This window comes from Pedobacter mendelii (assembly GCF_014635725.1).
GTDB classification, from domain to species: Bacteria; Bacteroidota; Bacteroidia; order Sphingobacteriales; family Sphingobacteriaceae; genus Pedobacter; species Pedobacter mendelii.
This window is the reverse complement of the sequence record NZ_BMDJ01000004.1, coordinates 410078-424766: the sequence shown is the minus strand read 5'-3', so window position 1 is coordinate 424766 and position 14689 is coordinate 410078. Positions and strand designations below refer to the sequence as shown.

Sequence of the window (14689 nt, the reverse complement as noted above, 5' to 3'; positions counted from 1 at the left end):
CAGGAGCAAGCAAAAAACTCAAAATCAAATTATTAACTAATAAACCCTCATTTATTCGATTATAATTTTATAATTGTTAACCTTTAATTAATGAATTCAATTTTCGTAATCTAAAATTCTTTCAATAATGCTAAATTTTGTAACTTTAAATATACATCCTCCAAAAAGATTTTCAATTGATTTCAATAGTTTTAAAGAAACTGCAATTAATTAGACGATTTGTTAACCAAGCAAGCCAATAAAAAAATACATAGCATAATTTCATGATTGATTTTAACAATGATACCTTATATGCATTGGAGTTTATAAGGAAAACCGTTATGATTTTACCGGAGAATCACAGAAAAGCTGTGTTTCAATACACCTGCAATTTATGTAAATAAAAAGATTTTCACCAGAATAAAAGAAGATGGCGAAAATTTGGTTGTATACAATGAAGAAAGAACATTTCGGATAAATAAAGATCCATATATCTATTTTATTATAGCACATTACGAGAACTACAAGTATATGGTAGTGAATTTGAAACGTGTTGAATCAAATATGCTTAAACAACTTTTAAAAGAAGCCTGATTAAAAAGAGCCTCAAAAAGCCAAATTAACAAGCTTTAGAATAATAAAATTACTATAATCCCTAAATTAATAATGAATTCCGAACAAACGCTCTTATCAAAACGCATAAGCTCAATCGATATTTTGAGAGGCCTAGTGATGGTAATTATGGCTTTAGACCATACCCGTGACTATTTCCATATCGACGCTATGACAGGTGACCCACTTAATCCGGATACAACAACAGGAATTTTGTTTTTTACCCGATGGATTACACATTTCTGCGCACCAACATTTGTTTTTTTGTCTGGCTTATCCGCGTATCTTTCTGCTCAAAAGAAAACAAGTGCCCAAGCCAGTAAATTTTTATTAAAAAGAGGATTATGGCTTGTAGTAGTTGAAATCGTGATTATTACATTCGGTTTAACCTTTAATCCACTATACAACTTTATTATTCTTCAGGTAATTTGGGCAATTGGTTGTAGTATGATTTTACTGGCTTTTTTTAGTCGCATTTCTTATAAACTGGTTTTGATAATCGGAATACTACTGGTATTTGGACATAATATTTTTAATCTATTCCCCGCTCCAAAGGATGAAACTGCAGGCTCAATAATTAAAATTTTATTTACCGCTTTCGGAACCGTTATACCTATAGGAAATAATCATTTTATTGGTGTTTTCTATGCAATTTTACCTTGGACAGGTATTATGTTTTTAGGTTATGCTGCTGGTAAATGGTTTACAAATGATTATGATCCTATAACTCGCCACAAGAATTTAAAAAACTATGGGGCTTTAGCTTTAATTATTTTTGTTGCATTGCGCTTACTTAGTGTTTATGGTGACCCTGTACCTAGAAAAGAATATCATGATCTTTTCAAAAATATTTTGTCTTTCTTCAATGTAAGCAAGTACCCGCCATCTTTAGAATATACTTCTTTAACACTTGGTTTTGCCCTAACCTTTTTAGTCATTGCAGAAAGTATAAAGAATAAGGTTTTTAAGGTATTTTCAGTTTACGGAAGCGTACCATTTTTCTATTATACAATCCACTTTTACCTGTTACACTCTATTTTAATTTTGCTTTTCTTTTTAGAAGGAAACACCACCAAACAAATAATACAAATTCCTTTTCTGTTTAGGCCAGTTAAATTCGGCTATGATTTATGGATTGTATACTGCATTTGGCTGGTTGTGGTTATATCCCTATATTATCCGTGTAAATGGTTTAAAAAATATAAGGCAACACATAAGAATTGGTGGCTGAATTATATTTAAGGGGAAATTAGATTATTCTATTGTAGTAGAAATTAAACAAAGAAAACCTCCTACGATTTGAATGATGAAAACCTATTTGATAAATGCCAATGTGAATATTAAAAAATATATACGGGAGGTATAAAAAAAACAAAATATATAAACTACTTTGAAGCATCCGTTAACTTAAAATTCAACGATGAAACTAACAAGCTATTTTAAAACTACAAATAACTTTAATTTTCAAACAAAATTGTAAAGCAGTGAGTTCCTTGAGAGAAAGAATATTCGATTGAAAAATTATAAAGGTTGCAGATTTGCTTTATAATGGCAAGTCCTAATCCCATTCCTTCTGAAGAAGCTGATTTAAAAAACCTATCGAAATGTTGCTCAGTTAGTGGAAAATTTTTTCCAGAATTAATTACTTCTATAGAATCGGCTTTGAGATTTATAGTAATACAACCATTTGTATGGTTGTATTTAACTGCATTACCAACCAAATTATTTAATAAAATATCAGCCAGATAACGGCTCATCTCAATTTCACAAGGTGATAAATTTATATTTAAGATGAGTTGTTCTTTCTTTATTATTTCCTGGAACTGTCTGGATTTTTCTGCTATCAAATCCTTAAAATCAACAATCTGGACATCGGCAATTAAATTATTTTCAATTTTTGTTAGCAACAGAAGTGAATGATTAAGCTTTGATAAGCGATTAATTGCATTATAAATATCTTCTAAAATAACGCCTTGTTGTTCACTTATCGGCCCTGATTGTAGCAGAGTATCTAATTTAGAGTTTATGACCGCAAGCGGTGTCATCATTTCATGAGAGGCATTATCTGTAAAACTTTTAAGCTCTTTATAATCTTGCCTTACCCTCGAAGCCATTTGAGCAGCAGAAGTATTAAGTTCTTTAAATTCATCAACGCCTGTCGGATTCAATTCTATTTCATTCATCTTTACGAGATTAAAAGCTTTCATTTGTTCTAAAATAAAATAGAAAGGCTTCCAAAGTCGTTTTAAAATAAAACGGTTTATCAAAATTAAACTAATCAAAAGCAAACAGGTAACTCCAAGTGTTATTAGTACAATAATTCTAACTAAATCATCTACTTCCAATCTTGATTTGGTTATGGTAACTATATATAATTTATTGCCTTGAACTAATGTTGTGATTAAACTCCTGCCAGGCTCCAATTCTTTTTCCTTAGAATTATAATAATTAGTATTTTTAAAAGATCTGCTTTCCTTAGTACCACCTTTTAGTAATTGATAATTAACCTGCTGATCGAGAAAACTAGCGGGCAAAGGTAGCTTGTTATACGTACTTACATATTGTTTAATTTCATCTTCTTCTACTGTTAAATCTCTATCGAGCTTTTCTCTGAATATAAAATGGATAACTAAGTAATAGATTATGCCCGTAATTAAAAAAACGATTAACGCAGTGATTAAGTTAACTCGATTATATCTATCTGCTAATCTCATACCATACCAAACTTATAGCCAATGCCGTAAACAGATTGTAGATAATCGCTTGCGCCTGCCTCTATTATTTTTTTACGAAGATTTTTTATATGAGTGTAAATAAAATCAAAATCATCAGAAATATCCATTTCATCACCCCAAAGATGTTCTGCAATGGCATTTTTAGTTACAACTTTTCCCTTATTTGATAGGAAGTAAATTAGCAGATCATATTCTTTTTTGGTTAAGGTAATGATTTGCCCTTTAACCGAAGTTTCCATTTTGGTAATATCCACACTTATTTCATTAAAAGTGATAATGTTATTTCCGTCGAATTTTTTTCTTCGCACAATGGCACTAACCCGGGCTTTTAATTCTGATAAATGAAAAGGCTTAACCAGATAATCATCAGCACCCAAGTTGAGTCCGGATAGTTTATCATCTAAAGAATGCCTGGCGGATATGATTAAAACACCATCATTCTTTTTTAATTTTTTAAGCTCCTTTAATAAATTTAAACCTTCACCATCAGGTAAACCCAAATCAAGCAGGATACAATCATAATTGTAAAGATTTATTTTTTCAGATGCTGACAAATAATCAGATGCTGACTCGCAAACATTACCAACTTCAGTAAAGTAACTCAGCATACTTTCCAATATGGTTAATTCATCTTCTACTATCAGGATTTTCATTTTATCTAAAATAGAAATTAACTACTATATTATACTTGAAATCTGTAGAAATATTGAAGTAATATGGTTTCAAAGTTATTATGGAATGTACGGTTTTGTTTGAGTTTAATAAGAATCGTACAAAAAACACTAAAAATTAGTTGTCAATTCTTTAAAAAACAAAAAGTCGCACGATAACCGAGCGACTTATGAAGTTTGCGCATTAATGTTGTTTAAAAAACAACCTGCTCATTTATTTTTAGGCTTCGGAGACATATAAAAAGTGAGCTTTCCGCCATTAGTAATGTCAGAATGCTTAATTTGATGGTTTGTAATTTCTTTTCCATTAAGTAAAACCTTTTCTACATACACATTTTTATCGCTTTGTTTAATTGCCTCAACGATAAAAGTTTTTCCATTTTCTAAATTTAAAACTGCGTTGTTAACCAAAGGACTTCCAAGTGAATAAATATCAGAACCTGGTGAAACCGGGTAAAAACCCAAAGAAGAGAACATGTACCAAGCGCTCATTTGTCCGCAATCGTCATTTCCACCCAAACCATCGGCTGTAGGTTTATATTGCATATTTAAAATATGGCGAACCTGAGCCTGTGTTTTCCAGGGTTTATCAGTCCAGTTGTAAAGATAAGCAATATGATGTGCAGGTTCATTTCCATGAACGTAACCGCCTATAATACCTTCACGAGTAATATCTTCTGTATGTGCAAAGAATTCATCAGGCAAGTGCATGGTGAATAATGTATCCAATCGGGCCGTAAATTTTGCTTTTCCGCCCATCACTTCAATTAATGCAACAGGATCATGAGGAACAAAGAAGCTGTAATTCCAGCTATTGCCTTCTATAAAACCTTGTCCTTCTGTATCTTTTGGATCAAAAACTTTTTTAAACGTACCATCAGCCAATTTCGGACGCATAAAACCTGATCCTTTATCCCAATTATTTTTCCAATTATTAGACCGTTTAATGAATTCATCATATACATCCATCCGGTTTAACTTTTTGGCTAATTGTGCAATTGCCCAATCATCGTAAGAATATTCCAAGTTATTTGAAACCGAAACGCCACTTTTTTCAGCAGGTATATAACCCATATCCATGTAATAGCCAATCCCTTCATAATCGCGATGCTTTGATGTTGTAATGCAAGCATCCAAAGCCTTATTTGCATCACCATTGTATGTGCCTTTAATAATCGCATCGGCAATAACCGAAACGCTATGATAACCGCTCATGCACCAGTTATCATTGGCATAATGCGACCAAATTGGTAGCATATGCAAGCTGCTTTGGTCGTAATGTGCCATCATTGATTTAACCATATCATTACTCCTCCCTGGTTGTATGATATTAAAGAAAGGATGTAAAGCCCGGTAGGTATCCCAAAGAGAAAAAGTAGTGTAATTGGTAAAACCCTCTGCTTTATGAATACCCTGATCTAAACCTTTATATTCGCCGTTTAAATCTGTATAAGTAGTTGGGTTTATAAAAGCGTGATAAAGCGCTGTATAGAAGTTTATTTTATTATCGTTTGAAGTATTAACTTGAATTTTATTTAGCTCTTTATTCCAGGTTGATTGTGCTTGCATTTTGACCTTATCAAAATCCCATCCTGAAATCTCTGCACGCATATTTTGCAAAGCATTTTCTTGGCTTACCGGAGATAAAGCAAACTTGATTTTAATTTTCTCACTTTCTTGCGTATCAAAATCAAAGTACATTTTCAACTTTTTACCTGCAATTTCAGGGAAGTTTTTATCCTGATTAAATTTGCCCCAAAAACCACGATAAGCTTGTTTAGCATCGTAACTCTTACGCCCGTAACTTTTAAATGGTTTAGAGAAACTCATGGCAAAATAAACTGTTCTAGTTCTTGCCCAGCCATTTGTTTGGCGATAACCCGTAATTAAAGTGTCGTTAACTACACGAACATAAGTCCAAACAGTTTTTTCCTCATAATTATAAATTCCGGCCATCAAATCTAAAATAATATGAGATTGATCAGATTTCGGAAAAGTATATTGATGCATTCCTACCCTTGTTGTAGCTGTAAGTTCTGCAGTAATATTATCATCATCAAGTTTAACTTTATAGTATCCTGCTTCGGCCACTTCGTTATTATGAGAAAAAGCAGAGCGATAACCAGTTTTAGGGTCGGAGGCTGTTCCCGGGTTTAATTGTAATTTCCCTTTAGTTGGCATAATCAGGAAATCGCCCAAGTCTGAATGACCTGTACCACTAAAATGTGTATGACTGAAACCAGTTATCGTTTTATCTTCATATTTATAACCCGCACAATATTTATAAACATCACCATTATATTTTCCATTTACTTCGTAAGATAAAGTATCAGTTTCAGGACTTAACTGCACTGCACCAAAAGGAACGGTTGCACCAGGATAAGTATGCCCCATTTTTGATGTACCAATAATTGGTTTAACATATTGTACTAATTTCTGTTGCGCAGATACCGCAAGGACAGAGAGCAACAGGCATGGCAGGATAAATTTTTTAATCATATCAATTTAAAATTTAATTGAATTTTTAGATGTTCGAAGATATTAATTTTAATGCAAATCTTTTAATCCTATAAAACTAAATCGTTTAACTAGCATAAAAAATACAAATCCCTTTTTACAAGTAACTGACGGGGCTTTTTAAAAAAATCAGGTAAATAAACCTTACTTTTGCAGGCAATAGTTTTAAAATGAGTAAACACGGTAGAATTCTGGTAGCCATGAGTGGCGGGGTTGATAGTTCGGTTGCAGCAGTAATGTTGCACGAGCAGGGTTATGAAGTTATCGGTTTAACCATGAAGACCTGGGATTATGCAACTTCAGGTGGTAGTAGCAAAGAAACCGGCTGTTGCTCGCTCGATAGCATTAACGATGCCCGTACGCTTGCTGTAAACTATGGTTTCCCTCATTACATTTTAGATATTCGAGATGAATTTGGCGATTATGTAATTGATAACTTTGTTGACGAATATTTAGCAGGCAGAACACCCAATCCGTGTGTTTTATGTAATACACACATTAAGTGGGAAGCCTTATTAAAACGTGCAAACAAACTGGATTGCGAATTTATAGCAACAGGACATTACGCTAATATCCGCCAGCAAGATAGCGGACGTTATGTAATTTCGAAAGGTAAAGACGAAAATAAAGATCAATCTTATGTGCTTTGGGGCGTTTCCCAAGAAAATTTGTCACGTACAAAATTTCCTTTAGGAAGTTTTGCTAAATCCGAAATCCGGCAAATGGCTTTGGATATGGGGCAGGAAGAGTTGGCAAAAAAATCGGAGAGTTACGAGATTTGTTTCGTTCCAGATAATGATTACAGAGCATTTTTAAAACATAAAGTCGAAGATTTGGAAGATAGAGTTGCAGGTGGAAATTTCATTTTAAGTAACGGAATGATTGTTGGGCAACATAAAGGCTATCCGTTTTATACCATAGGCCAACGTAAAGGATTAGGTATTGCTTTTGGCGAACCGATGTTTGTTACGCAGATTTTACCTGAAAGCAATACAGTTGTATTAGGCAAAGCTGATGAGTTGGAGCGCAGAGAAGCAATGGTTAGAAATATTAATCTTGTAAAATATTCAAGTATAGAAGAACCAATGAATGATGTGATTACAAAAATCCGTTATAAAGATGCTGGCATGTTAAGCACAATTGTTCAGGAAAAAGATAGAATGCGTGTTGTATTCGATCACAGTGTTTCGGCAATTGCACCAGGACAATCGGCCGTTTTCTATGAAGGAAACGATTTATTAGGTGGTGGTTTCTTAGTCTAACAATCAGAAAAACAATAAATTCCCAATCCCAATTGCACATTCAGTTGGGATTTTTTATTATCCAGAATTTAAAAAAAAGTTATAATCATAAATATTATTCTAAAAAGCTATATCAATTAATAATTTTTTCTTTACTTTGGATTACAGTCATCCCTGTTTATTTTTTATTTAAAACTTTAAAATTTAATCAAATGGAGACTAGTAAATTCTCAAAATTCACCGCTGAGTTTCTTGGCACACTCGTATTAGTTTTAATGGGTTGCGGTAGCGCAGTCATAGCAGGTGGTAATGGCACAACTGGCGTAGGCTTATTAGGCATTTCTTTTGCATTTGGCTTATCTGTTATTGCTATGGCCTACGCCATCGGGCATATTTCCGGTTGTCATATTAACCCTGCAATTTCTATTGGAATGGTTGTGGCAGGCAGGATGAAAGTTAACGAGGCTGCTTATTACATTGTTGCACAAATTTTAGGTGGTATTGCAGGCGCTGGCTTATTATATCTTATTGCTAGCAATCAAGTAAGTTTCGAAATGAAAGAATGGGCATTGGGTTCAAACGGATGGGGAAAAGGCTATTTAAGTGAATATAATTCTACAGCCTCATTTACGGCCGAAGCTGTTTTTACTTTTATTTTTTTACTTGTTATTTTTGGCTCAACTTCTACAAAAAACATTAACGGAGGATTTGCTGGTTTGGCTATCGGACTTTCCTTAGTTTTAATACATATTGTTGGCATTAAAATAACAGGTGTTTCTGTAAATCCTGCTCGTAGCATTGGTCCTGCAATAATTGCTGGAGGAGAAGCACTTAAACAAGTTTGGATGTTTATACTGGCACCCGTTACAGGTGCTATACTAAGTGCTGTAGTTTGGAAAACTGTTTTAGAGAAAAACTAATTGGAGATTAAAAAGGGATGACGTAAGATTTATGATGGACTTTAACAAAGTTTTTCAAGCGTTAATATATTAAACTAAAAAAGGGTAAAATGGCAAAATGGATTAGTTCCATTTTCCCATTTTACCCTTTCAATTTTATTTTGGGTGCGAGAAAATCATTCGCTTTCACATCTCGAATTCTACACTTTAAAGATTCTTCACAATTGCCTCATCTGTAGGCTTTGTTTTTGAACGGAAACGGTGTACTAATTCTCCTTTTTCATTAATTAAGAATTTCTCGAAATTCCATTTAATTTCTCCTTGTTCTTCTGTATTCGTCTGAGAAGTTAAGTATTTAAATAATGGGCTAATATCATCACCCTTAACACTACTTTTTTCTGCTAAAGTAAAAGAAACATTATATTTTCCTGTGCAAAATTCCTTAATTTCAGCATTTGTTGAAAATTCTTGCCCACCAAAATTACCTGCCGGAAAACCTATTAGTACTACTTTCTTTCCATATTGTTTTTGAAGTTTTTCTAAATCTTCATACTGAGGTGTAAAACCACATTTAGATGCAGTATTAACAATTAAGATTTTTTTACCTTTAAATTTTGATAATTTAACTTCTTTGCCATCAATTGTTTTGAAGCTGAAGTCGTAAACATTTTTTGGTGGTGCTGTTACCAAAAAGTTTAATAAGATTAGGATGGTATTTATCATTGCTGTTTTATTTTATATACGAATATAAGTACAAATAGTTTTTACTCGTGTTATTTACATGTAAATAATATGGCAAGTTTAATTAATATTCCCATTTTAAAAACAACATCATTATAATGGATATAGATAATCCTATTTCAAATAATATATTATTCTCTTATAAATAATCAAATTGATCCAAGTTAGATAATCTATACTATTGAAACAGTGTAAATTAAACCTTATATAAAATTTATTGTCGTAATAATTAACCAACAACTTTTATTATGAAAAATTTCAAAATTATCCTAATAATCATATATGTGTCATTTTTAAGTTGTAAAAAAGGAAGTGATAATCCTTCTCCAGCTAACCCTGAACAGATGTATTTTCCACCTAATAATTCTACTAACTGGGAAACGAAACCGATTGCAAGTCTTGGATGGAAACAGAACGCTGTAGAAGACTTAAAAAAATTCCTTGCAGAGAAAAATTCCAAATCATTTATAATACTAGTAAATGGCAGAATTGTTTTAGAAGAATACTTCAATGGCCACACTTCAAGCGATACCTGGCAATGGAATAGTGCAGGCAAAACTTTAGTCGCTACCACAACCGGAATAGCACAACAGGAAGGTTTTTTAAATATAGGTACTGCTGCTAATCAATATTTGGGTACCGGATGGACAAGTGAACCGTTAGCGAAAGAAAATTTAATTACAGTAAAACACTTACTTACAATGACATCGGGATTAGATGAAAGCAGTGAACTGGTGACAAAATCGAAATTAACATATATAGCTGATGCAGGAACAAGATGGGCTTATGCTAACGTTTTCCAAAAATTAATGGATGTAGTATCTGCGGCAAGTAAGCAGAGTTTTGAAACCTATTTTAATAATAAACTAAAAAGTAAAATAGGTATGGATGGTTTTTGGGATGAAGGCATCATATTTAAAATTTACAACAGTAACACTCGAAGCATGGCAAAATTTGGTTTACTGGCTTTAAACAATGGAAAATGGAATAAAGAGCAAATCATTAATGAATCTTTTTTTTCTGAAAGCATAAATTCATCCCAAAATATAAATCCTTCTTATGGCTATTTATGGTGGCTAAATGGTAAAAGCAGTTACATGATACCTGGCAGCCAAAGTGTTTTCCAGGGTGCCTTGGTGCCAAATGCTCCAAGCGATATGTACGCTGCAATGGGCGCATCAGATCAACGTATATACGTAATACCGAGTAAAAATATGGTTATTGTAAGGATGGGCAATGCATCAGATCCGGCGAACCCATCTTTTGCAATTTCTGGTTTCGATAATAGCCTTTGGCAAAAAATAAATGCGGTCATTAATTAAGTATATTTCTAAAGCCTTTTTGAGGTTTCTAAAGCCAAAATTTTAAAATATTTAATAAAAAAATTGCATTAAATATCGGTCAGGTTTGCATTTATACTTTAATTATAGCTTTATTTGCACAAAAACGTATTTCATGGCCAAAAATTTATTAATCGTCGAGTCACCTGCAAAAGCTAAAACTATAGAAGGCTATCTTGGTAAAGATTTCCTTGTGAAATCGAGCTATGGCCACATTCGGGATTTAGTTAAAGGCGATATGGCGATTGATATTAAAAATAATTTCGCTCAAACCTATGAAGTACCTGCCGATAAGAAAAGCATGGTAGCCGAACTTAAAAAACTTGCTAAGGAAGCCGAAATGGTATGGTTAGCATCCGATGAAGACCGTGAGGGAGAAGCTATTTCATGGCATTTATTCGAAACTTTAGGCCTAAAAGTGGAGAAAACTAAACGAATTGTTTTTCATGAAATTACAAAACCAGCAATATTAAAAGCGATAGAAAGTCCGAGGGATATAAATTATAATTTAGTAAATGCACAACAAGCGCGCCGTGTTTTAGATAGATTGGTGGGTTTTGAGCTTTCACCTGTTTTATGGAAGAAAGTTAAACCATCGCTTTCTGCAGGTCGTGTTCAATCTGTTGCGGTTCGTTTAATTGTTGATAGAGAAAGAGAAGTACAGCAATTTAATGCCACTGCTGCTTATAAAATTACGGCACAATTTTCTACCGGAAAAGGAAAAGAAGTTGTAAAAGCAGAATTACCACAACGTTTCGAAAGCGAAAATGAGGCTGAAAAATTTCTTCAGGATTGTGCTGTAGCGAAATTCGACATCACTAGTTTAGAGACTAAACCAGCAAAACGTAATCCTGCTGCTCCATTTACAACCTCAACTTTGCAGCAAGAGGCCTCACGAAAATTGGGTTTTCCCGTGGCGAGAACCATGCAAGTTGCACAGAGATTGTACGAGGCTGGAAAGATTACCTACATGAGAACGGATTCTGTAAATTTATCGGAAACTGCCTTAAATGCTGCTGCTGCAGAAATAAAATCAGCTTATGGCGATAAATACCATCATCAAAGGGTTTATAGAACGAAGTCTGCTGGTGCGCAAGAGGCTCACGAGGCCATTCGGCCAACTTATTTCGACAGGCATACTGTTGACGGTGATATTTCGGAAAAACGCTTGTACGATTTAATCTGGAAGCGTTCTATTGCATCGCAAATGAGCGAGGCTTTATTTGAAAAAACAACTGCTCAAATCACTGCATCAACCCGTAAAGAGCATTTAGTTGCCGAGGGCGAGGTTTTGAAATTTGATGGTTTTTTAAAAGTTTATTTAGAATCGACAGATGATGAAGAGGGCGAAGAAAAAGAAGGCGGCTCTATCCTACCTCCGCTAGCAAAAGGACAAGAATTATTTTTAAATGAAATGCAGGCAACGGAACGTTATTCTCGTCCGCCGGCTAGATATACCGAGGCCAGTTTAGTAAAAAAATTAGAAGAACTTGGCATCGGTCGCCCTTCTACTTATGCGCCAACAATTTCTACCGTACAAAACCGCGGTTATGTGGTTAAGGAAGATAGAGATGGTAAACCTCGTAAATTTACCGCCATCGTTTTAGCTAACGGAACGGTTACAAAAGATATTAAAACAGAAATTTCTGGTGCCGAAAAACAAAAACTCTTCCCTACTGATATTGGTGAAGTGGTTAATGATTTTTTAGTTGAGCATTTTAAAGGAATTGTTGATTTTAACTTTACCGCTAAAGTGGAGAAAGAATTTGATGAGATTGCACAAGGTTTGCAAGAGTGGACCAAAATGCTGCATTCTTTTTACAATCCTTTTCATGCAGAAGTTGAAACAACTTTAGAAACTGCCGAACGTGCAACAGGCGAACGTTTGCTTGGTTTAGACCCTGCAACGGGAAAAAATGTGTACACTAAAGTTGGTAAATTTGGTCCGCTGGTGCAAATTGGTGAGCTTGATGAAGAAGAAAAACCTCGTTATGCCAGTTTAATGCGCAACCAATCTGTAGCAACCATTCAACTGGAAGATGCACTTGAATTGTTTAAACTTCCTTTTTCTCTACCAGATTATGAAGGTAAGGAAGTGATGGTTGGTGTCGGTCGTTTTGGTCCTTACGTAAAATGGGGTGAAAGTTTTATTTCTCTGCCTAAAAATGAAGAGCCTTTAGCGGTTACTTACGAAAGAGCAGTAGAAATTATTAAGCAAAAAATGGATGATGATGCTCCGATTGCACATTATCAAGGCTTAGGTGTTACAAAAGGTAAAGGTAGATTCGGGCCATTTATTAAATGGAATGATTTATTTATCAATATTCCGGCTAAAGGTTACGATTTCGATAATTTATCGCAGGAAGATATTGATACGCTGATTGGTAAAAAGGTTGAAAAAGAGGCGAATAGATTTATTAAAACTTGGGATGAAGAGAAAATCTCAATCGAAAATGGCCGCTGGGGACCGTTCATTCGTTTCGGTAAATTGATGCTGAAATTGAGGTATAACGAAAAGACTAAACAAAAATATACGCCTGAAGAATTGGCTGATGTAGATTTGGAAGTGATAAAGAAAATGATTGTAGAGCAGGTTCCAAAGGCTTTCGAAACGAAGAAAAAAGCACCAGCTAAGAAGAAGGCAGTGGCGAAGAAGAAAAAATAGACCAGGATTAAAGGATTTTTACCAGGATTAAAGGATTTTATGATTATCGAGATGAAATTGCTTATCTAATAATATTAAATATCCAAATGTAATCCAGAGCTAATTCACTAATTCGCTCAATCTATCATTCAATCATTCACTAACTCAATCATTCTCTCAATCTATCACTCAATAATTCAATCATTCTCTCAATCTATCACTCAATAATTCAATCATTCTCTCAATCTATCATTCACTAATTCAATCATTTACCCATTCAATCATTTTAAATTTGAAAGCGGATTTAACAGAAAATACAGTAGAAGATATCGCAATGGCGGTTGTGCTCATGAGTGAAACACCAGAAGTAAAAAACTGGACGGTTTACCTTGTTAACCTAAAAAATGAGCCTATTACCAATGTTTTAATTAGCTCGAAAGGTTATGGTGAAAAAGATGGCAAACAAGTTAAAACATCTGTGTTAAGGCATTTCATTGGTGATATGAGTGCTCAGGATTTTAAAGGCGTCGAAGCCATCGACCCTGAAGTCTTTGGATTAACAAACGAATATTGGTTAAGTTATTACATCGGCACTACCATTTACGATAAGAAATTCATCTTCTTGCCAGAAAGTATAATTGATACCAATTTAATTAAAATTCCGCTGGTGAACAGACCTGGAGTGATGATTAAATAAAATGTTCATTAGTCATTTGTTCATTTGGATAATCTGTTCAAGCTCAAAAAGTTAATAATTAAACTCATCGTCTTTACTTAATAGATTAGAGAGAAGATTAGGCATCACATACAAATGACGAATGAACCAATGACACAATTGAACCACCTTAATTTACCTTAACCGCTTGTCTACCAAGCAATTTCCAGCCTCCCTTTTCTTTGCTCCAAATCAGTAAAATATGCAGCTTTACATTTCCAGGCACATTTTTATCGTTGGTTTTTGCATTTAAAATATGTCGAACCAAAGCTGTTTTATTTTGAACAATTACGGTTTGGTCAGTTAAATTTATATCCACAAAATCAGATTCAGAAGACAACAAAGAATGCATAAATTCTTGCTTGGTTTGAACCTTTCCACTCGAATGACCATAACTTAAGTCGTTTAAAATTAATTTATCTAAAGCCAAGCTATCAGGCGAAACCATCAATTTGGCAAGTTGGTTTACTGCATTTTCTACCTCAGCTTTTTGTGCGAAAGAGCAATTGGCAATCATTAAAAAGCTGGCGAGAATTAAAAATTTCTTAATCATATTTGGTAGAATTGGGTTGATGGTGTAAACTTATCCAAATCG

General features: G+C 33.9%; 11 protein-coding genes. 6 read left to right on the top strand and 5 right to left on the bottom strand.

What is annotated here, in order from left to right; translation table 11 throughout:
• The first annotated feature begins 645 nt into the window (after nt 1–645).
• Entirely contained in the window at nt 646–1833 is a 1188-nt protein-coding gene (locus IEV50_RS09905; RefSeq protein ID WP_188413616.1) for an acetyltransferase domain-containing protein, read from the top strand.
• A 215-nt stretch (nt 1834–2048) separates the two neighbouring features.
• Here the strand turns inward: IEV50_RS09905 and IEV50_RS09900 are convergent, their stop codons facing one another.
• From IEV50_RS09900 to IEV50_RS09890, 3 genes are all read right to left on the bottom strand, one after another.
• Entirely contained in the window at nt 2049–3305 is a 1257-nt protein-coding gene (locus IEV50_RS09900; protein ID WP_188413614.1) for a sensor histidine kinase, read from the bottom strand.
• Nucleotides 3302–3979 carry a response regulator transcription factor gene (locus tag IEV50_RS09895; protein WP_188413611.1) on the bottom strand — a complete coding sequence of 226 codons (678 nt, stop codon included), beginning with the start codon at nt 3977–3979 and terminating at the stop codon, nt 3302–3304. The genes IEV50_RS09900 and IEV50_RS09895 overlap by 4 nt, the downstream gene beginning before the upstream one ends.
• 228 nt (nt 3980–4207) lie before the next feature.
• Nucleotides 4208–6496: a GH92 family glycosyl hydrolase gene (locus tag IEV50_RS09890; RefSeq protein ID WP_188413609.1), complete on the bottom strand. Its 2289-nt coding sequence runs from the start codon at nt 6494–6496 to the stop codon at nt 4208–4210.
• Nucleotides 6497–6684: 188 nt separating this feature from the next.
• On the opposite strand from IEV50_RS09890, the gene mnmA reads away from it, so the two are divergent.
• Both mnmA and aqpZ read left to right on the top strand, forming a co-directional pair.
• Nucleotides 6685–7776 carry a tRNA 2-thiouridine(34) synthase MnmA gene (mnmA, locus tag IEV50_RS09885; protein ID WP_188413607.1) on the top strand — a complete coding sequence of 364 codons (1092 nt, stop codon included), beginning with the start codon at nt 6685–6687 and terminating at the stop codon, nt 7774–7776.
• A gap of 191 nt (nt 7777–7967) precedes the next feature.
• A complete protein-coding gene (gene aqpZ / locus IEV50_RS09880; RefSeq protein WP_188413594.1) occupies nt 7968–8675 on the top strand; it encodes an aquaporin Z in 708 nt (235 codons plus the stop codon).
• Between the two features lie 186 nt (nt 8676–8861).
• On the opposite strand, the gene IEV50_RS09875 is transcribed toward aqpZ, so the two are convergent.
• Entirely contained in the window at nt 8862–9377 is a 516-nt protein-coding gene (locus IEV50_RS09875; protein ID WP_188413592.1) for a glutathione peroxidase, read from the bottom strand.
• Nucleotides 9378–9643: 266 nt separating this feature from the next.
• Between IEV50_RS09875 and IEV50_RS09870 the strand changes: the two genes are divergently transcribed.
• From IEV50_RS09870 to IEV50_RS09860, 3 genes are all read left to right on the top strand, one after another.
• Nucleotides 9644–10717 carry a serine hydrolase domain-containing protein gene (locus IEV50_RS09870; protein ID WP_188413590.1) on the top strand — a complete coding sequence of 358 codons (1074 nt, stop codon included), beginning with the start codon at nt 9644–9646 and terminating at the stop codon, nt 10715–10717.
• A 133-nt stretch (nt 10718–10850) separates the two neighbouring features.
• Nucleotides 10851–13400, top strand: coding sequence for a type I DNA topoisomerase (topA, locus tag IEV50_RS09865; RefSeq protein ID WP_188413588.1), 2550 nt, complete (start codon nt 10851–10853; stop codon nt 13398–13400).
• 271 nt (nt 13401–13671) lie between these two features.
• Complete coding sequence (locus IEV50_RS09860) at nt 13672–14076, top strand: hypothetical protein (protein WP_188413586.1); 405 nt, start codon at nt 13672–13674, stop codon at nt 14074–14076.
• Between the two features lie 148 nt (nt 14077–14224).
• Here IEV50_RS09860 and IEV50_RS09855 read toward each other — a convergent pair whose 3' ends face one another.
• A complete protein-coding gene (locus IEV50_RS09855) occupies nt 14225–14647 on the bottom strand; it encodes a nuclear transport factor 2 family protein (RefSeq protein ID WP_188413584.1) in 423 nt (140 codons plus the stop codon).
• Nucleotides 14648–14689: the final 42 nt, after the last annotated feature.